The sequence below is a fragment of the Ruminococcus turbiniformis genome (assembly GCF_020687545.1).
Classification (GTDB): Bacteria; Bacillota; Clostridia; order Lachnospirales; family Lachnospiraceae; genus Mediterraneibacter; species Mediterraneibacter turbiniformis.
The window spans coordinates 117699-136900 of the sequence record NZ_JAJEQX010000007.1 but is presented as its reverse complement, the minus strand read 5'-3'; the positions used below and the strand labels follow the sequence as shown (position 1 = coordinate 136900).

At 44.2% G+C, this 19202-nt stretch carries 17 protein-coding genes; 1 reads left to right on the top strand and 16 read right to left on the bottom strand.

Annotated features, from left to right (window positions below; genetic code table 11):
• Positions 1–410: 410 nt before the first annotated feature.
• Entirely contained in the window at positions 411–830 is a 420-nt protein-coding gene (locus LKD70_RS05910; protein ID WP_227707108.1) for a Rid family detoxifying hydrolase, read from the bottom strand.
• 133 nt (positions 831–963) lie between these two features.
• Complete coding sequence (locus LKD70_RS05905) at positions 964–1287, bottom strand: hypothetical protein (RefSeq protein ID WP_227707107.1); 324 nt, start codon at positions 1285–1287, stop codon at positions 964–966.
• On the opposite strand from LKD70_RS05905, the gene LKD70_RS05900 reads away from it, so the two are divergent.
• Entirely contained in the window at positions 1270–3063 is a 1794-nt protein-coding gene (locus LKD70_RS05900) for a BlaR1 family beta-lactam sensor/signal transducer (RefSeq protein WP_227707106.1), read from the top strand. The genes LKD70_RS05905 and LKD70_RS05900 overlap by 18 nt on opposite strands.
• A 611-nt stretch (positions 3064–3674) precedes the next feature.
• On the opposite strand, the gene LKD70_RS05895 is transcribed toward LKD70_RS05900, so the two are convergent.
• The 14 genes from LKD70_RS05895 to LKD70_RS05835 all read right to left on the bottom strand — a co-directional run bounded on the left by LKD70_RS05895 (position 3675) and on the right by LKD70_RS05835 (position 19152).
• Positions 3675–3938 carry a DUF6171 family protein gene (locus LKD70_RS05895; RefSeq protein WP_087149891.1) on the bottom strand — a complete coding sequence of 88 codons (264 nt, stop codon included), beginning with the start codon at positions 3936–3938 and terminating at the stop codon, positions 3675–3677.
• A 7-nt stretch (positions 3939–3945) separates the two neighbouring features.
• Complete coding sequence (locus LKD70_RS05890) at positions 3946–5448, bottom strand: alpha-N-arabinofuranosidase (protein WP_227707105.1); 1503 nt, start codon at positions 5446–5448, stop codon at positions 3946–3948.
• A 1-nt stretch (position 5449) separates the two neighbouring features.
• The gene (locus tag LKD70_RS05885) at positions 5450–6076 is read right to left on the bottom strand and encodes a YesL family protein (RefSeq protein ID WP_227707104.1); all 627 of its coding nucleotides are present in this window, start codon (positions 6074–6076) and stop codon (positions 5450–5452) included.
• Between the two features lie 25 nt (positions 6077–6101).
• Positions 6102–8204, bottom strand: coding sequence for a glycoside hydrolase family 3 C-terminal domain-containing protein (locus tag LKD70_RS05880; RefSeq protein WP_227707103.1), 2103 nt, complete (start codon positions 8202–8204; stop codon positions 6102–6104).
• A 23-nt stretch (positions 8205–8227) separates the two neighbouring features.
• Complete coding sequence (locus tag LKD70_RS05875; RefSeq protein WP_227707102.1) at positions 8228–9124, bottom strand: carbohydrate ABC transporter permease; 897 nt, start codon at positions 9122–9124, stop codon at positions 8228–8230.
• Positions 9125–9136: 12 nt separating this feature from the next.
• Positions 9137–10093, bottom strand: a complete 957-nt coding sequence (locus LKD70_RS05870) for an ABC transporter permease (protein WP_227707101.1) — start codon at positions 10091–10093, stop codon at positions 9137–9139.
• 70 nt (positions 10094–10163) lie between these two features.
• Positions 10164–11828: a type 2 periplasmic-binding domain-containing protein gene (locus LKD70_RS05865; RefSeq protein WP_227707100.1), complete on the bottom strand. Its 1665-nt coding sequence runs from the start codon at positions 11826–11828 to the stop codon at positions 10164–10166.
• Between the two features lie 115 nt (positions 11829–11943).
• On the bottom strand, positions 11944–13548 hold the full coding sequence (locus LKD70_RS05860; protein WP_227707099.1) for a response regulator transcription factor: 1605 nt from the start codon (positions 13546–13548) through the stop codon (positions 11944–11946).
• Between the two features lie 13 nt (positions 13549–13561).
• On the bottom strand, positions 13562–15328 hold the full coding sequence (locus LKD70_RS05855) for a sensor histidine kinase (protein WP_227707098.1): 1767 nt from the start codon (positions 15326–15328) through the stop codon (positions 13562–13564).
• Between the two features lie 56 nt (positions 15329–15384).
• A complete protein-coding gene (locus LKD70_RS05850) occupies positions 15385–16560 on the bottom strand; it encodes an endo-1,4-beta-xylanase (RefSeq protein ID WP_227707097.1) in 1176 nt (391 codons plus the stop codon).
• A gap of 623 nt (positions 16561–17183) precedes the next feature.
• Positions 17184–17669, bottom strand: a complete 486-nt coding sequence (locus LKD70_RS05845) for a YodL domain-containing protein (protein ID WP_227707096.1) — start codon at positions 17667–17669, stop codon at positions 17184–17186.
• Positions 17670–17735: 66 nt separating this feature from the next.
• On the bottom strand, positions 17736–18665 hold the full coding sequence (locus LKD70_RS05840; protein WP_407690911.1) for a hypothetical protein: 930 nt from the start codon (positions 18663–18665) through the stop codon (positions 17736–17738).
• Positions 18635–18916 (bottom strand): hypothetical protein, encoded by a 282-nt coding sequence (locus LKD70_RS18720; protein ID WP_407690910.1) that lies wholly within the window; start codon positions 18914–18916, stop codon positions 18635–18637. Before LKD70_RS18720 ends, LKD70_RS05840 begins: the two co-directional genes overlap by 31 nt.
• On the bottom strand, positions 18913–19152 hold the full coding sequence (locus tag LKD70_RS05835) for a tyrosine-type recombinase/integrase (RefSeq protein ID WP_227707095.1): 240 nt from the start codon (positions 19150–19152) through the stop codon (positions 18913–18915). Before LKD70_RS05835 ends, LKD70_RS18720 begins: the two co-directional genes overlap by 4 nt.
• Positions 19153–19202: the final 50 nt, after the last annotated feature.

Sequence of the window (19202 nt, the reverse complement as noted above, 5' to 3'; positions counted from 1 at the left end):
GACGAAAGGAAGCCTGGAGACAGGCAGGCAGGCGGACATCATCGCCGTGAAGGGCAACCCGCTCGAAGACGTGTCTGTTTTAAAAGACGTGTACTTCGTTATGAAAAACGGACATACTTATAAAAATCAGATCTAACCTAATTATATTGTTATCCTTTCCCAAAACCCCCGGCGGAACTGTTGCACTCCGCCGGGGGTTTTATCATTTCCGCGGGATTCTATCATTTCTGCAATGTAAAAAAACCTGACGACGTCAGGCTTTTTTCTGAGGGCATACCGCCTTCCCCCACAGAGAAGAAGGCGGATTTTATGATTTAACAATGCAACCGCTGCCGTTCGCAGCAGACTGCAATATGGCATCGCCATAACTTAACTGCACAATTTAACTGCACAGCTGCGTACTTCCGCAATTATTTGCAGGACTCGCACTCCTGAGCCGCGATTCTTCCTCTCGCGCATGTCACTTCGATCTCAACCTTCGCTCCCATCGGGATTGCTCCTACCTGAATGCAGGAACGCACCGGATACGGCTCCTCTACAAACTGAGAATATGCCTCATTAACCGCTGCAAAGTCGTTGATATCTGCAAGATAGATTGTTGTTCTCACAACATCTTTGAATGTAAGATCAGCTGCCTCAAGAAGAGCGCCGATGTTCTTCATGGACTGCTCAGCCTGTCCCTTTGCGTCCTCAGTCTCGATCTTTCCCGTAGCCGGGTTGATCGGAAGCTGGCCTGAGAATAATACAAGTCCGTCAAGGCAAAGTCCCGGTGAGTAAGCGCCGATCGCCTTCGGAGCGTTATCTGATGTGATTACTGTCTGAAAACTCATGTGTGATTCCTCCCTTTCAAAATCTTTCTGTAGAAAGGATAACACTAAAATCAGCAAAATGTCAATAAATTTTTTATTAATTTGATAAAATTTATATCACTCTACTTATCATTTCTGCAGAAACGCTTCCCGTTCAAAACCTTTCCCAAAGTTTCTCCGCTTCTTTCTCCGCCTCGTACAGTACCTTTTCTTCGTCCAATCCGACTGCCTCACCGTCTTTTGCCACGGTCTTCCCTCCGCAGATTGTAAGCCGGACATTGCTTCCGTTCATGCCGAAGAGCATATGGGCGTCAATATTATCCTCCGCAACCGGAGCCGGCGCATTATATTTTACAACAAACCTGTTTTTACAACCCCTCTTGACCTTTCGTTTTTCCTCCTCTATAATTATTACATTAGTAGGAATAAACCACGGAACATTTTCCCACGGAGGCAGAATATGGCTTTTCCAGTCCATTTTTTATTATGTAATTTTATAATCATCCTCATTTTTGGAGGCATACTGCTTTTTAAAAAAGTTTTTGAAAAATATATTACGCCTGTCAGCCAGTACCGCATATGGTATCTCTTCCTGCTTGCCCTCGTTCTTCCCTTTTCTCCCTTTGGCGCGATAAGCCCGGCTCAGCTTATTTCCTGTATATCCGCGCTGTTTTACCGGGCCCGGACAGATTTTTCTTCCTTTGCTGCCCCGGATCTCTCAAGCCCGTCCGTGGCTGCACAGCTCGGGTTATCCGATCTCGCCGTGGCTGCGGAACGCGGTTCCTTTTCCTCTCTCATTCCTGTATTGTGCGCAGTCTGGGGCATCGGCTGTGTCACTGCCCTGCTGTACTTTTTATACAGCGTGTACCGTATCCACAGTATCCGTATATCTTCCTGCCCTGTTACAGCCGAAACCGAACCAGAACTGTATAAAGTATACCGCTCATGTACTGACAGCCTGAAAATCCGGCGCAGTATAGCGCTCTATGCATCCTGCGGCATATCAAGCCCTGTCTCCTACGGACTGTTTCGTCCGACTGTCATTATTCCTCAGGATATGGACATCGTACTTTCTGAAGAAGATATCCGCTTTATCTTTCTGCACGAACTGCAGCACTACAGACAAAAAGATGCGCTGTGGAACTATTTAGCCTGCATTCTCCAGACTGTCTACTGGTTTAATCCTCTGGTCTGGTACGGATTCTCCCTGATGCGCCGGGACAGGGAATTTGCCTGTGACCACTCTGTCATTCAGACAGAAGGGAAGGAACAGGCCGCGGCGTACGGCTGCACTCTCATACGCTATATTGAAAGACTTCACAGAAACACTTTTTTCTCTCCGCTGTCCGGCCTGGGAGGCAGAAAACCTGTCATTGCGCAGCGCATAAAAAAAATTGCCGGCTACAAGACCGAAACCCGGGCGACAAAGGCACGCGGTATCTGCGTCCTTCTTCTCGCGGCGTTACTTGTGTATGCCGCAAGCCCGCTTCTGACCGCTTACGCTTCTTCGGACAGCACATATGATTTTGCCGGGAAAAATGTGGAAACAATTGACCTTTCCTCCTATTTTCACGGAACAGACGGCAGTTTTGTCCTGTATGATATGTCTGAAGATCTCTATCAGATCTATAATATGGAGCAGAGTACCATACGTATATCGCCTGATTCCACTTTTAAAATATACAGCGCGCTGTTTGCTCTCGAGGAAGGCGTCATCTCACCGGATGTTTCCGCTCTGGCCTGGGACGGTACACAGTATCCTTTCGATACCTGGAACGCAGACCAGACACTTTCAACCGCGATGTACAATTCAGTAAACTGGTATTTTCAAAGTCTGGACAGCCAGATCGGATATTTTGCGCTGTCTGAGTGGTACAGCCGCATTTCCTATGGAAACTGTGATTTAAGTGGAGGAATCAGCGATTACTGGGCTGAATCTACTCTTAAGATTTCGCCGGTTGAACAGGTCATTCTTCTGGCCCGGCTTTTGCGAAATGAATGGGACCTTTCTCCCGAAAACATACAGGCTGTCAAAGACGCCATGTTCATCTGTGATACCCCCGCCGGGAAGCTCTACGGCAAAACCGGGACCGGTATGTCCGAAGGCGAAAACTCTAACGGATGGTTTGTAGGTTTTCTTGAGAACGACGGACATACACGGTGCTTTGCCCTGAATCTGCGAGGATCGGAAAACGCGTCCGGAAGCGCCGCCGCCGAAACAGTTATAAATATTCTGACAGACGGATTGTTCTGATTCCAAATTCCCAAGTACGGTACCGCTCAAACAACTGCAAAAACACAAAAGCGCGACCGAAAAGATAGATATAACAGCCTCTCTCCATACATGGACATTCTCAACGGTGTCCGGGTTAATCCCCGGGGAGCTGCCGCCTAATTCCAGTAAAGATATGCTCGTAAAGACAACGCCAATGATAAATACAATCCACCCGGCGCAGCTACAGAAGCAGAGACAGTTTCTTATATTCCATTGAACGGCGTAAATCCATTATTCAAAAGTTTGAAGATATGAATTGCCAGGGCAAAATAATCTGTTTCTTTCGTAAATATATCAAGAGGAGTCTTTTCATACGCACATTTTGCGTCCATCGGATGTTTCGCAATATGATCGTAGCATTTGTCGTCTTCACCGAGAACTTGGGGTGCCGCCGGAGATTCTTACAGTACCGGTATTATCTGAACCTAAAGAATATTCCGCCGCATCCTTCTGAATGCATGAACTGGCGTCAAAGTTATAACTATGGTCTTTTAAATTAAGCACCTAAAAAGCAGCCTCTCCATCACCTGGTTGAAGCTGCTTTTATTCTATCTGTCATTTTTCCTACGGTTTACAACTAAGGCATATCCCTACCATTCAGGGGTGCTGTCCGGGCAGTGCCTCACAACGATCGCCGCACGCATCTCCACAAAACATCCACAGATCCTGCACATACCGCTTAACAAATGGTCGCATTCTCTGCACTTTGACAGTCTGCGCTCATACTCCTCTTCCGGTGTCCTGTCCTCTTCGGGAAGATTTGAAATATAGACATACATATTGCGGAAATACTCTTTTTCAGTCAAGTCTCTCAGGAGACATTTCCGACAGCCCCTGTACCATTCATTTTCCATGAATATCTTACCTCAGTTCAAGATGCAGGACGCTGCATGCAGGAATGGTAAACCGGATCCCTTTTTCCGTGATCCAAGTCCCGTCGAAGGCTTCCACCGTCACATGATCCGGCATATCAAAGGTATTCATTGCATGCATTTCTTCTGTAATGATCTCGCCCTTTACCGATGTAATATTTCTGTCCACAATCGTCGTTTCTATATCATAGCTTTCCCCAATAGAAAGGTTTGTCATCGTAAGATGAATCGTGCCGTCCGGTGCAACGGATACAGACTCTGTCAGATTCGGCACCTGCCATTCTTCTTCTTCTCCGATCTGTTTTGTCTCAATACTGCTTTCCACAAGTTCTGCATCCTGATGATATTTATAGATATCAAAAACATGGTATGTAGGCGTCTTTATCATCTTCTCTCCTTCGGTGAGTATCACAGCCTGGAGTACATTGACGATCTGCGCCAGGTTTGCCATCTTCACACGGTCACTGTGTTTATTAAATATATTCAGTGTGATGCCCGCTACCAGCGCATCCCGCATCGTGTTCTGCTGATAAAGGAATCCAGGATTTGTACCCGGCTCGCATGTGTACCATGTTCCCCACTCATCCACGATCATACCGATTTTTTTCTCAGGATCATACTCATCCATAATCGCGCCGTGTCTGCGAATAAGCTCATCCATATACACTGCCTTGTTCAGTGTCTTATACCAGCTTTTTTCGTCAAATTCTGTTGAGCTTCCTTTGATTTCAATTCCTTCCGGATATACATAATAATGGAGAGAAAGGCCGTCCATAAAGCCATGCTGTTCTTCTGATGTTCTCCGGAAGCAGGTAGCAAGGACCTCCTTCGTCCAGTCATAATCCTCATGGGGTGCTCCGCAGCAAATCCTCTGAATGTGCTGTTTACTGTTGTAATCACGCACAAAAGTCTGGTATCTCCGATACTCATTCGCATAGTAATCCGGATTCATGTTTCCTCCGCATCCCCAGTTTTCATTTCCGATGCCAAAGAAATCAACCCTCCACGGATCGCTGTGACCGTTTTTCTTTCTAAGTTCAGACATCGGAGATACACCGTCAAATGTCATATATTCAATCCATTCAGACATTTCCCTGATTGTTCCGCTTCCCAGGTTTCCGTTAATGTATGTTTCACATCCGAGCTGACGGCAGAGTTCAAAATATTCGTGGGTTCCGAAGCTGTTGTCTTCCACCACGCCGCCCCAGTTTGTATTGATCATCTTTTTTCGCGCATCCACAGGACCTATCCCATCCATCCAGTGATACTCGTCCGCAAAGCATCCGCCGGGCCACCGGAGTACGGGAACCCGTATCCGCTTCAGCGCTTCGACTACATCGGATCTCATTCCGTTCACGTTTTCTATGGACGAATCCTTTCCCACATAAATACCTTCGTAAATACATCTCCCGAGATGCTCGGAAAAATGTCCGTATATTTCTCTGCTGATCCTGCTCAGTTTCCTGTTTGGATCGATCACCATTCTCGTCATTTCAAATTTCTCCTTCCTCTGGTTCATACTGCCTGAACACTTTTATGAGCAGTAACGATTTCACATAAGCACAGGCAGAAAATCCGCCCACCATCATAAAAATCCAGACACTTTTTGCAAAGATCATAAGTATGATCACAACTGCAGAGATCAAGGTCAGCAAGATTGTCTCTTTCAGATTAAATACAGCCAAGATCACTGCATTTTTTACTGTTTTCAAAACAGTATTATCAAATCTGGCAGTTAATGCAAACACATAGAGAAGTGAAAAGATACAGATAACCACAAATACTCCCGTGATCACGAGCATCACCTGATCAGATGTAGAAAATCCCGACTTTCCCTGCCAGAACTTTACGCCAAATACAAGGACTGCTCCTGCCAAAAAATATAATATTGATAAAAGAAACGACTGCCTGAAATTATTTTTAAATGCCTTAAAAAAGGGTTTAAATATATATCCGCCCTCATGTCTCGCCTCACGCATGGTAATCGTGTAAAGAGCACTGATGGCCGGACCGATCGTAATGACCGGCACGCAGCATATAATAAACAGAATGTTCAATATCATAAAATCAGCGACCGTAGTTAAAAAAGCAATGACAGGGCTGTCAAGATTAATCTTCATAGCTTTCTCCATTCTTAAGTTCCGCTTACTTTCTTCTGAATTCCGACCGGACAGGAAACATACCTGTCAGTTCCTCACTTCTCAGGTCAGGCTGAGAAAAGCCGGCGTATATCGTATAGTGTTTTCCCCCTGTAATACGATCTCCTTTTTCGTCTACAACAGTAAACGCTTTCTTAGGGATGTTTACAAGGAGTGTTCTGCATTCTCCTCGGTGGAGCCACACTCTCTGAAATCCGCACAGCTGGGGGTTAGGAACCGAATACACAGAATCCTCGCACTTGATATAAATCTGTAATACTTCACAAATGTCTCTTTCCCCTGTATTTTTCACCTGAACAGATACATCTGCTCCTGTTTCTGTCTCCGACACTACCATTGAATCAACTTCCGCTTTTCCATAAGTCAGTCCATACCCGAAAGGATACTGGGCTTTTCCTTTCATATACCGGTAAGTCCGTCCCTCCATAGAATAATCTTCAAACGGAGGAAGCTCCTCCAGCGTTTCATAAAAGGTCACAGGAAGTTTTCCTGAAGGAGATTCTTTTCCGAACAGAATCTCCGCCACGGCATTTCCTCCGCAGGCGCCAGGATACCAAAGCTGCAGGATTGCTTTAAAATGTTTATTGGCAAAGCTCATATCAATATCACTGCCGGCCAGCATACAAAGGACGACTGGTTTTCCTGTCTTTGCCACTGCTTCCATCAGCCTACGCTGACAGAGTGGAAGCTGAAGATCCTCTTTGTCACCGGATGCATAGCTGTTCCCTGTATCCCCTTCTTCTCCTTCCAGAGTCTCATCCAGGCCAAGACAAAGGATTACTACATCACTGTTTTCCGCTACGGTTACAGCCTCTGCAATGCGATCCATGTCACGGGCAAGAGCCTCTGTTTTATCCCGGAAAAGGTCACTTCCCTGGGAGTAAAAGATGCGTATTCCATCTCCCGCACAGTTTCTGATTCCTTCCAGGACTGTCACATATTCCGATGATGTCCCGTGATAATTCCCAATCAAAGCCGCCCTGCTGTCCGCATTTGGTCCAATCACACCAATTGTCTTTATCTCTTCTTTTTTCAATGGCAAGATCCCGTTTTCATTTTTCAGAAGGACGATGCTCTCCAAGGCCGCTCTATGTGCTATTCGGAGATGTTCCTCACATTCCACCTTTGTGTATGGTATTTTATCATATTCACTTCCGTCAAAAAGCCCCAGTAAAAATCGGGTTGTAAACAACCGTACAGCCGCCTCAGTGATGGCTTCCTCGGTTACCATGCCATGATAATACGCATTCAGGATATGAAGATATGTATTTCCGCAGTTCAGATCACACCCTGCGTTCAGAGCCATTGCTGCGGATTCCATAGGAGTCCCTGTAACCATATGATTCTCATGGAAATCCCGGATTGCCCAGCAGTCAGAGACAAAATGACCTTCGAATCCCCATTCGTTCCTCAGTTTGTTTTTGATCAGTGTTGTACTGCCGCAGCATGGCTCTCCGTTTACACGGTTATACGCTCCCATAACTGCCTCTACATGTGCTTCTTTCACAAGAGCCTTGAAAGCGGGCAGGTAGGTCTCTTCCAAGTCCTTCTGAGACACTTCGGCGTCAAATTCATGACGCAGTGCCTCCGGACCGGAATGTACAGCAAAATGTTTCGCACAGGCAGCCGCCTTCATGGTATCTCCGTCTCCCTGAAGTCCTTCCACATAAGCTCTGCCCAGCGTTGCAGTCAAATATGGATCTTCCCCGTATGTTTCATGACCTCTGCCCCAGCGGGGATCACGAAAAATATTCACATTAGGGGACCAAAAGGTAAGTCCTTTGTAAATGTCCCTGTCTCCATGTGAGGAGGCGGCATTATATTTTGCTCTCCCCTCCACAGCTATGACATTCGCCACTTCCCTGATCAATTCTTCATCAAAGGACGCTGCCATCCCGATTGCCTGTGGGAATACAGTGGCAGTACCGGCTCTTGCCACTCCGTGAAGTCCTTCATTCCACCAGTTATATTCCGGGATACTAAGTCTTGGGATTCCCGGTGAGTTATACCTGAGCTGAGAAGCCTTCTCTTCTGTCGTCATTTTTGAGACCAGTTCCTGCGCTCTTTTTCTCGCTTCTTTTCTGTCCATCCTCTATCCTCCGATTATTATTATTATTCTTTTACGCCTCCTAAAGTAAGTCCTGTTACGAAGTATCTCTGCAAGAAAGGATAAATGCAAATGATCGGAAGCATCGTCAGTATCGAGGCCGCTGCCCGCACAGTTTCCGGTGTAACGGATCCTGCCGCGTTTTTCATAGCTTCAGCTGACGATCCCTGGCTTGTCACAGAAGATAGGAGCTTCATCAGTTCGTACTGCAGGGTAGTCAGGCCAGAATTCATCCTGTTGTACAGCATGGCATCGAACCATGAATTCCACTGTCCTACCGCCACAAAGAGAGCAACCGTAGCATAGACAGGCTTACACAGCGGTGAAATTATTTTTGTAAAGATTGTAAAATACCCCGCGCCATCCAGCTGCGCTGATTCTTCCAGACTATCCGGAAGTCCGTTCATATATGTACGGATCACAAGCATGTTGAATGCACTGATCATCCCCGGTATCACATACACCCAGAAGCTGTTAGTCAGGCCAAGGCTTTTATATAGCAAGAAAGTGGGGATCATACCGCCATTCACATACATTGTGATCACCCAGAAAAGAGACAGCTGCTTTTTAAATAAAAATCTTTTTCTGCTGACAATAAAAGCCAGTATGGCATTGGCAAGGAGTGCCGTAACCGTTCCAAGTACAGTACGTGCTACAGTGATATAGGCACCTGTGATCAGATTGTCTTTCTGCAAAACTGTGATAAAATTTTGCAGTGTCCATTTTCTTGGCCAAAGATATATTCCCCCTCTGAGTGCATCCGTCCCGTCATTAAACGCAATCGCCAGTGTATTAAGGATCGGATACAGCGTAATAATAAGAAACAGGACCATAAAGATCGTATTGCACACTGTAAATGCTTTGTCCGCGGGCGATATTTTTATTTTCTTTTTTGTTTTCATTTTCACCCCTCCTTAGAACAGTCTCTCATCGCCGTTTCGTTTGGCGATCTGGTTTGCAATCACGATCAGGACAATACTTACAACACTCTTAAAGATACCGGCCGCAGTACCGATAGAGAAGTCACCCTGACTGATGCCCCAGTTCAGCACATAGATATCTATCGTCTGGGATACGCTCTGGACCAGTCCGTTTCCTAACAGATACTGTATCTCAAATCCTGCATTCAGTACGTTACCCACATTCATGAGAAGAAGAATCATGATTGTCGGCCTGATTCCCGGAAGCGTCACGTGCTTGATCTTCGCCCATCTTCCCGCTCCGTCTATAGCTGCCGCTTCGTAAAGCGACGGATCAATTGATGTAATGGCTGCAAGGTATATAATGGCGTTCCACCCTGTCTCCTTCCATACATTCGCAAACGCAACAATAGGCCAGAAATACTCCTTATGGGCAAAGAAATTAATGGGCCGATCAATAATGTTCAGATTGACCAACAGTTCATTCACGATTCCTGTTCCCGACAACGCGTCATGAATAATCCCTGTTACGATGATCCATGAAAGAAAATGCGGAAGGTAAGAAATCGTTTGAACCGTCTTTTTCCCTATGGCATTGCGTACTTCATTAAGAAGAATAGCAAATACGATTGCTGTAATAAATGTCACTACCAGATTAAGTACACCCATAGCAAGTGTGTTTCGTATCACCCGAAGAAATGTCGCGTCCGAAAAGAGCTGCTGAAATTTCTCAAGACCTACAAACTTGGAGTGAAAAAGTCCGTCAATCGGACGGTAATTTTGAAAAGCCATCAGCCAGCCGCCCAGCGGAAGATAGTAAAAAATAATACCGTAGATCAGAATGACTCCGGACCAGATCAGGAGGGCCTTCTGGCGTTTGGCTTCCTTCCAGCTGAAGTGGATCTTCGGCTCTGCCAATACTGCTTTTTTTCTCTTTGTTCCAAAAGACATACGTTCACCTCATTTCTCAAACAGGCAGATAAGCCCCGCAGCATATCTGCCTGTTTCATCCTTCCCTATCTTATTCAAATTTGGCTGACTCTTCCATTCTACGGTCCAGTTCAGCCTGCATCTCATCAAGGAATGCCTTCGGATCACATCCTTCATATGCATCCATGTATGTATTCCATTCTCCTTCGAAATCATCTGCCATGACAACTCTCGGAAGATATTCATGCTTTATCTCGCCCATTTTTGTCCATGCCACACCCCCCGGTGTGCTTGTAGTCATGGAATTAGAGAAAGAATACATAGGATACCATGGGCCGGGAGCCTCGTTTGTTCCGAGCATTTCCACATATGTCTCAACACCATAAGCCTTAAAGCATTTCTGCACAGCGGAATTCAGACTGTCAAAGAATTCTCCTGGCTGCTCATCCGGCCAGTTTGCATTGATTCCATCATCGCTGGTTCCTTTATATGACGGAAAATAAGAATAGGAACAGAGGTGTGATGCTTTGTATGCCGTATCTGCAGCCTGAGTTCTCTGCTCTTCTGTCCGATAGAACATACCGTTTTCATCCACTTCATAGTCTACTCCCTCTTCACCCCAGAAGCGGAGGTTATGGATATCCTGTTCGAGCAGGTCATCTATAAATTGGAGTGCACCTTCTACATCCTCACAGCTCGTTGTAATTGCAAGGCCGGATCCTACATTCAAAGCTCCGCCGGAAGTGTGCCACTGATTTTTGATTCCCTCATCAATGGTGATCGGAAGCGGCACATAACTGCATCCCTTCTCGTCAAGTCCCTGCTGTTTCAGGGAATCATTTACACTGTACGCAAAGTTCCACCACTGGTCCACCATTCCCAGCACACGCCCAGTGGAAAGCTTTGCAATATACTCATCATATGTCTGTGTAAATGATTCGGGATCTACATAGCCTTTCTGGTACTCATCATTCAGTTTCTGGAAATACCTCTTCGCAGTATCTGTCGTATTATAGTCGATGATCTTCAGTTCATCCGGGTCAACAATCACAGATCCGTCGTTCGGATAGCCGGCAAGGAACTGCGGCGGATTCTCCAGGCAGTAGTATCTCCAGTCCTCACACAGGATTGTGTAGGCAATATTGTCTGTTCCATCCTCCATTGTCGGATTGGCTTCGATATAACTCTCCAGAAGATCGAAGTACTCGTCCAGTGTATTCACTTCCGGATATCCGGCCCACTCCAGTACTCTCGTCTGGATCCAGAACGCCTCGTCATTGTGGGTTGTAGCCTTCTCTTCTCCTTTGATATTCTGAAACTGCTGGATCCAGTAAATATGTCCGTCATCCTGTCTCAACTTGTTCCATTCTTCATCGGAATAGTAAGCTTTAATATTGGGGTAATCATCCAGATAATCATCCAGTGGCACAAGTGCACCTGCCTCATAGAGCTGCCCCATGGCGTCTCCGCCGTCAATAAAATCCGGATACTCGCCCCCGGCGATCAGGGTACCTACTGCCTCAGAAGCCGTCTGACCGGTAAGCCATGTCTCATCCACTTTTGCGCCTGTCTTTTCTGCGATGATCTGCTGAATATCATTATCGTCATTGATCTCTGCTCCGGGAACTGCAAAGAAAGCTGTAAATTCTTTGACCCCGTCCTCATTCTTGCTGCTTTCACCTCCACTGCATCCGGTAAAAAGTGAAACCGCAAGTGCAGATACCAGCAGCATTCCCGTTACTCTTCTTGCTTTCATATTTTTCCTCCCTTGTATTTGATAACTTTATTTTAGCGGAACGCCAATCAAAAAAAATCGGATAAAGTATACCAAAAAACAGGATAAATTATAGAATTTCACTCTCATAGATCTTTTATTCTTTTCTCTCAGCCCGGGTCTTCGCCTGTTTACGGAATTTAGCCGGCGTACAGCCTTTTGCCGAAATAAATCGGTTCACAAAATAGTCCAGATCATGGTACCCCACCATCTCGGCTATCTGATATATTTTCTTGTCTGTCCGCAGAAGCAGCTGGCACGCCTGTTCAATCCTGTAGTTATTTAGATAATCCTTAAATGACTGTCCGAATTTTTTTCTGAAAAGCTGCCCCAGATATGCTCCGTTCAGGTAATATTTCTCACCAAGCTCTTTAAGCGTAAGATTCTCCGCATACCTCTCCCGGATTTCTTTCTCTATTTTCCCAAGTATTCCCCTCGAGGAATCTTTCCGCATCTGTGCCAGATAATCCCCATATTCGCATGCGACCCTGCACAGATGCGCTTTACTCCCCCGTAGGATTCCCTTTTCAAAAGTGCCTTCACTTATCATCCTCAATATCTCTTCCTGGTTTACGCTGTCATCTAGTTCCGATGCCAGATGCAGGAGCTGAAAAAGGAGATAATTAATATTCAGGCGCATCACATCGCCAGCAATCCCTCTCTGCTTCATCTCCTCATAAAAGCTGTCAACCGCTTTCATAATCTCCGTATGATTGTTCTGTTCAATGGCATTCAAAAGAATATCAAGACTTTTCTTACAAAGCATAATCCCGCTTGTATGAATCTGCATTTCCTCCTCATAATAATAAATTGCCTTTTTCTCCCTGAATCCCTGGAAAGATCTTAACATTCTCGTTGTACTGTATGATTTTGCAATTTCCTCCAGATTTTTTACTTCTTTTCCCACGAGCATAATCACCGGAAGTCCTAGTATTTCTCTCAGATACTTCATAAAATCACCCAGATAATCTTTAATATCTGTAGATTCATACATATATCCGCATAAAACAAAGCCAACATCATAAACTTTTTCCTGTATGGAGACATCCATCACACAATGGGCGCTGTCATCCTGAAGATAATCCACACAGGCTTTATACAGCTGTTTCTGATTTGCCCGCTTTACAGTATCTTCACATTCGTCCTCGTAATCATCTCCATCGACCAGGATTTCAACATATCTCACCCGTTCTGACAAATACATATGCTGTCTGACATACTCAAACGTCAGCGGATCAAATCTTCCCTGGATGATAGAAATCAGTTTTCCGGCAAGATATGCATTTTCCAGTTTTTTTGTTTCTCTGTCTTTCTCAAGCTCTATATCTTTCATTCCTCTAACTTTACGAAGAGCCTGTATCAGTTTTTCTTTTTCCACCGGCTTCAGTATATAATCCGTACATGCATACTTGATTGCCTCCTGGGCATACTGAAAATCAGCATATCCGCTCAGAATAATGAAATAAACATCCTGGAATTTTTCAGACTCGCGCAAAGCGCGCAGAAGTTCCAGACCGTCTATGACTGGCATTTTGATATCTGCAAGAACAAGATCTGCGTCATGATCCTGCAGAAAGTGAAGTGCCTCTTCTCCGTCCGGAGCTGATCCCACGATCTTAAAGCCCTCCTCTTCCCAGTCTATCAGCTCTTTCATTCCTCGAAGTATAAATGGTTCATCATCTACTAACAGTACTTTCAGCATCTTATCACCTTTTCTAACTTTCTATAAACGGCAGGCGTATCAGAACTGTCACACCGGTTCCTTCTTCCCCGCTTAATTCAAAGTGCACCCTGTCATGTGACATCATTTTCAGTCTCAGGCAGGCATTAATGACTCCCACTCCTTTTTCATTCTCCAGAAGCTCTATACTTGCATTCTCCATCTTTTGCCGCATACTGTTAATCTCATTTTCCGTCATTCCTTCCCCTGTATCTTCTACTTCAATACACATTTTCTCATTTTCTCTGTACACACGGATAAATACCCAGCCCGGTACAGTTTTTTTCTCTATTCCATGCACACATGCATTTTCAGCAAATGTCACAATCGTCAGTTTCGGAATTTTCTGATGCTGGCATTCGTCTTCCACATCCAGCTCATATGACAGCCTTGTTCCAAATCGGTACTGCTGAAGATCCATATAATTTCTGACTATATCCATCTCCTGTCCGACCTCAATGATATCTTCACCCCAGTCCACATATTGTCTTTGCATAACAGCAAGCTTTTCTACCATTTCTGCAGTAGTTTTTTCCTTTTTTATCACGCTGTGCATCCGTATACTCTCAAGTACATTAAACAGAAAATGAGGATTAATCTGACTTCTCAGCGCAAGGAGTTCTGCCTTCTGCCTTGCTACTGTCATCTCCTGTTCGTGTATCTTGTTTTTGTAAACAATCTTCACCAAAGTTTTGATACGGGAAGCCATCCGGTTGTAGTTTCTCATCAGGTCACCGATTTCGTCTTTTGCAGCAACATCTTCGATCTCAATCAGATTTTCATCCTCCGTATTTCTGAAAATACTGCTCAATTTACTGATCCGGGCAGTCAACGAACGGTTTAAAAGGAGTACCATGAGCAGTGGGAAAAGGATATTAATCAAAAAAAGAAGAACCAGTATAGGAAGTCTCTCCGCCAGTTTGCCTGTAAGATTTGTTTCCGGCCGCAATACACAGACCTCCAGCTCTGCGCCGTAAATATTACTTATCTTCGAATATTCCACGTCGCCGGAAAATGAAAAGTTCGCAAACGGATCTCCGATGTTTTCACCGCCGCGATTTGAAAATATGATTTTCCCTTCATGGCATATATATACAGGCATATCATAATTCAGATTTTGAAGGTCTCTGTTTATAGTACTATAATCCATTTCAAGCTTAAGCATCTTTTCCGATTGACCACCTCCATAATAGTTCATCTTACTCAGAAAATAGACATGCCTTTCCGGATCCATAACTGCCCCGGGTATATCCGGCTCATACGCAAAATAGAGCATCTGTTCCGTATTTTTTTCACTCAGATCCTGATACCATTCACTTCCTTTGATCAAATCCAGACTTCTAACTGTACCACCACTCACAATTGTTTCATTATCTGTATACAGTGTTATTACTGAACTGCCTGTCATATCCGCACTCTGGAGGAGTGTATCTTTGAAGAACTGTTGATAATGGACAACGTAATCAAATGGAGCTTCATACTTTGTCTCAAGAAAATCATTGATATACTGGCTTGTATAAATGCTTTTTGTCACTTTTGAAACAGTGTCCACATCGTAAAAAATCTGATAGCTGACTGCATCCGCGATATCTTCCATCTCGGATCTGAGCAGCTGTGCTTCTGTATGCAGAACCGTATATATGATCACCCCGTCTGTCAGTGTGATTGGCAGAAGCATACAGAATATGTATATAAAGATCATCTTTTTCCGGATTGAAAAATTATCGATCTGTCTCATGAATTTTTCCAGTATCGACCGCATTTCTTTCCCGCTCCTTTATAAATGACAGGACCTGAAGTCGGTCTGTCTTTTTGTTTTTATGCGTCAATAATCCCCCAATAAGAAGGTTTAACATTGTAGTCGTCATCAAACGGAAGCGGCATCTGCGGTCTGCTTCCATCGGCTCCACCGCCCACAAAAGAAACATCCTGGAGCCACGAAGCTCCGTCATGAGTTCCCCAGAATGTAACTCCTGTGATATTAATCCCGTCTTCTTTATCAAGACCATAAATTGTTTGAAACAGTTCTCTGTACCGTTCCCCTTCTCTATTCAATTCTAACTCCCGGTCCGATCCATCGTAACCTCTGCTTGACTGCAGATCAAATTCCGTGAACTGAATTTCCTCTACGATGGATGAGTACGCACGCACAGCTTCCGCCAGCTGTTCCACAGACGGAAAGTCCATATGATAGTGAGCCTGCATTCCCATTCCATCGATCCGTGCACCTTCTGTCTCTCTGATCTGTCTGAGTAAAATACAAATTTTATCTCTTTTTACCGGATCTGCGTCATTGTAATCATTGTAAAAAAGCTTGACATCCCGCGGGGCATAGCGATTCGCAAAGACAAACGCCTGAGTAATATAGCTGATATCCCCCTGGAAAACATTATACCATCCAGTATTTTTTCCGTTGCATGTATAACGCACAGCACCCGGATTCCAATCCGGATCAAAGTCGTCTGGCTCAATCTGTTCATTTACTACATCCCATGCGTATATAATGCCCCGGTATGGACTTCCGGCTCCGTCATAATGTTCGATCACTTCCCGGATATAATTTTCAAGGCGCTTCATCATCCTATCTCTGCACACATATGGTCTCCGGATATCATATTTCTCCCGAAAAAACCAGTCCGGAGTCTGAGAATGCCATACAAGTACATGACCTCTTACCCGTATCGGATCATCCGTATTTTTCTCATTATAAATTTTTATATAATCCATAATTTTATCCGCTCTGCTGAAATCAAGAATTAAAACTGGATCATCATTACATATTCTTTCTTCAGAATCAACTCTGAACGCAGGCTTATCTCCTAGGATTATTTCAGGTTTCATTTCATTTTCACATGTAATGCTGTTATAGTGCGTTGTTACAAGATTCATGATCTTCTCGTCATTCAGCATATCGGACATGATCGCAGCTCCAGCTTTTCCACTAATTGCAGATTTCTGCGCAAGACGTTCTTTTATCGGCATTATATTATTCATTTTGCTCCTCCTGATTTTCATAATTTAGTCTAAATAATATAAATTATAAATTAAAATTCAGAAACAAAACTATGGATAAATACAGAAAAAAACCCGACAAATTAAATAAATTTGATCTTATTAATCTATTTCAAAATGCACGAGAATCTCGTCAAGGCGCCTAATCGGATTGATAATACTAGTAAAAAAATCCATTTTCTACTCCATCTAAATAATAACATTTCAACATAATAAGGTCATTCCTTATCAACATAGATTCAAATATTTCAGGATTGTCCTTAATATTATAATCAAATCTGTTTCCTTCATTTACATCATAGTAAATTGTAAAATGTCGATTACTGGTCTCATTGAAATAGAAGTTCCCTGAAGCAGTATTCATTGTTGAGATTACTTTCACGTCTCGGCCATACTGCAGATATAAAAATCCGGCAACCATACAGAGGATTACAGTTATTACAATGATGCGTTTTTTCACAGTCTCCACTCCCGGATAGTGTTCGTATACAAATACTATTATTGAGCCAATTTTACGCTAATAATAATTACATAACAACACAAATTTTAATAGAAAGCGATATGCCGGGATGATTAATTACGACAAGCTGTGGGAAACGATGAAGTCAAAAGTCCGCAATCTTCCTTCCGTAGCTGTCCAGCACCACCATAGCTGTCTGCCGGTGATATTCCTGATGTTCCATCAGGAAAAACTGTCTGCCGTCTATAATAGTATCGTCCGCCGCCATCCAGTTCCCGCCATAACCGTCGATCTGATAATCCCTGGTATCCAGTGAGATCAGCGCCCCGGAGGGCTGCAGCCGGATATAGCCCGTGATTCTCCGGGGATATTCTTCATTCACATAGAAACAGGACAGTTCCCCATTCTGATTGACAACCAGGACGTCACTGACTTCCCTAATCCCTTCCACTTTTTTCCATATATCACTGACCGTTTCATTTTGCCCAATTTTTTCCATATGGATCATCCGGTACAGTTCGATCCGAACCTGCAGTTTCTGGGCCTGAACTTCCTCATATGACTTATGCCAAAGTTCTTTCCCCGCGGTCATGTTATTTACACGGTAGAGTGCCGCCTGATTATGCATCATAGGATTCCTCCTCAATGTCATTCAGATACTCCTGAAGATTAAAGGAGTAATAATATTTATCCTCGATCAGCTGCAGTTTCTCAATGAGTGTCGCCAAGAAGGAGGAACATGATGAGTAAATATATTCCTGGTAACCAGAAGCATCTTACCCTTAATCTCCTGTTCTCTCAATCTCTCCACTTGAACTATTGTCTCAATAGTATCATGCCCCAAAGCTCCCTTTACACGTTCAAAATCCCCGAGATTTTCTCTCAACATCCTATTTTCATTCCAAAGTTCCTCTACACGAGCCGTAAGAGAATTAACCTTGATCCATGCTCTCTCATATGACCTCTGCATATCACTAAATCTTCTGGAAAGATCGAGATAAGCCCGGTAGACTGACCGCAATACCGTTACAATCTTCTTGATCAACGGCTTTGCTTTTTTCTCCCGGTAGGATTTTCCTGTTTCTAGAGTTCCCGCCTCCGGCAATACCTCATTTGGATCAGAAGAATATTTTTCTGCAAATCGTTCCATATCTTTTACCATAGGCGCAATCTCTGTCAGCTTTTTCTCATATTGATCTGCCTGTTTATCAGCCTCTTCCCAATTTTCATGTGCAGAGGATATTTCTCGTTCAATATTTTGCAACTGATCAAGCCATTCTTCATTGACCTCCTGCATAGTGGCATTATGCTCCTCCAAATCCGCTTTCTGTTTTTCAAGCGTAGCCACTTCCTTCGCCCGCTCTTGTTTTTCAAAATCCAACAGAGACAAGTGCTTTTCATGTGTGCCTTTCTGCTCCCATTCGATCCCATGCTCCAGCATAATTGAGGCAAGCTGCTGCTTTTCAGCCGCCACCCACTGATTTAACTCTGTCTCCATTCTTGTACCGCCTTTAAAACCGAGTGCCGACAATGCCTGTTTCAAAGACACCCTTGTATCCAATCCACGCTTACTTCCAGTTGTATATAGTACAAAATCTATATGCAGGTGCGGTGTTGCCTCATCCATATGGAGGTTTCCGCTCCCATATCATTTTTATTTCCAATCTGACGGATTATCTCATGAAATGGTTTTTCCTGCTTTACATTATACCTTTCAAGTGCCTCATCAAATAATTCATGGTATATTTCTTGAATATCCTGATTGCAGTATTCCACATTCCAGTGACTCCGTTTCGGATCCGTATTCTTTGCATGGAATTTTCTACTGTTGTGGTTGACAGAGCCTTGCCCTGTTATAAAGCTGATTGTCCTCTTCAATAACTCTCCTTTCTCCCTTTTCCATGAATCAGCACTGTATTCTCTTCCGGCCGGTAATCTGCCATATCCAGAGCGGAAAGTTCTCCCACCCGAAGCCCCAGACAGAAAAGCAGCTCGATTATACATATATTCCGGACAGCCAGTCTTTCTTTATATTCTGACCGGGCCTGCTGATACTGGAAAGTAGCCGCCAGGATCAGCTCTTTAATCTCTTCCCTGGATAAGGTCCTGGGCAATGTCCTTGGCAACTGAAATTTTCTGGCCGTGAACCGGAAGAAAATCTCAT

Bases quoted from the DNA above. Each gene is read 5' to 3' on its own strand.
- LKD70_RS05860 (WP_227707099.1), bottom strand. From the start codon at position 13,548: ATGCTGAAAGTACTGTTAGTAGATGATGAACCATTTATACTTCGAGGA.
- LKD70_RS05850 (WP_227707097.1), bottom strand. From the start codon at position 16,560: ATGAATAATATAATGCCGATAAAAGAACGTCTTGCGCAGAAATCTGCA.
- LKD70_RS05865 (WP_227707100.1), bottom strand. From the start codon at position 11,828: ATGAAAGCAAGAAGAGTAACGGGAATGCTGCTGGTATCTGCACTTGCG.
- LKD70_RS05900 (WP_227707106.1), top strand. From the start codon at position 1,270: ATGGCTTTTCCAGTCCATTTTTTATTATGTAATTTTATAATCATCCTC.
- LKD70_RS05895 (WP_087149891.1), bottom strand. From the start codon at position 3,938: ATGGAAAATGAATGGTACAGGGGCTGTCGGAAATGTCTCCTGAGAGAC.
- LKD70_RS05890 (WP_227707105.1), bottom strand. From the start codon at position 5,448: ATGACGAGAATGGTGATCGATCCAAACAGGAAACTGAGCAGGATCAGC.
- LKD70_RS05910 (WP_227707108.1), bottom strand. From the start codon at position 830: ATGAGTTTTCAGACAGTAATCACATCAGATAACGCTCCGAAGGCGATC.
- LKD70_RS05870 (WP_227707101.1), bottom strand. From the start codon at position 10,093: ATGTCTTTTGGAACAAAGAGAAAAAAAGCAGTATTGGCAGAGCCGAAG.
- LKD70_RS05880 (WP_227707103.1), bottom strand. From the start codon at position 8,204: ATGGACAGAAAAGAAGCGAGAAAAAGAGCGCAGGAACTGGTCTCAAAA.
- LKD70_RS05845 (WP_227707096.1), bottom strand. From the start codon at position 17,669: ATGATGCATAATCAGGCGGCACTCTACCGTGTAAATAACATGACCGCG.
- LKD70_RS05875 (WP_227707102.1), bottom strand. From the start codon at position 9,124: ATGAAAACAAAAAAGAAAATAAAAATATCGCCCGCGGACAAAGCATTT.
- LKD70_RS05855 (WP_227707098.1), bottom strand. From the start codon at position 15,328: ATGCGGTCGATACTGGAAAAATTCATGAGACAGATCGATAATTTTTCA.
- LKD70_RS05885 (WP_227707104.1), bottom strand. From the start codon at position 6,076: ATGAAGATTAATCTTGACAGCCCTGTCATTGCTTTTTTAACTACGGTC.
- LKD70_RS05905 (WP_227707107.1), bottom strand. From the start codon at position 1,287: ATGGACTGGAAAAGCCATATTCTGCCTCCGTGGGAAAATGTTCCGTGG.
- LKD70_RS05840 (WP_407690911.1), bottom strand. From the start codon at position 18,665: ATGGATGAGGCAACACCGCACCTGCATATAGATTTTGTACTATATACA.